General features: G+C 55.0%; 1 rRNA gene. It reads left to right on the forward strand.

Features of this window, described 5'->3' with window-relative positions:
- A 23S ribosomal RNA gene (locus tag ACN6NF_RS26035) occupies window positions 1-211 on the forward strand; the annotation flags it as partial.

Genomic DNA, 211 nt, shown 5'->3' on the forward strand with positions numbered 1-211 from the left:
CCTTGAGCGCCAGCTTGAGGGGAGGCATCCTTGGGATACCACCCTGATCGTATCTAGGTTCTAACTTGGTACCGTGATCCGGTACGAGGACAGTGTCAGGTGGGCAGTTTGACTGGGGCGGTCGCCTCCTAAAGAGTAACTGAGGCGCGCCAAGGTTCCCTCAGAATGGTTGGAAATCATTCGAAGAGTGCAAAGGCAGAAGGGAGCTTGA

It is taken from the genome of Paenibacillus sp. TSM33, from assembly GCF_056099025.1.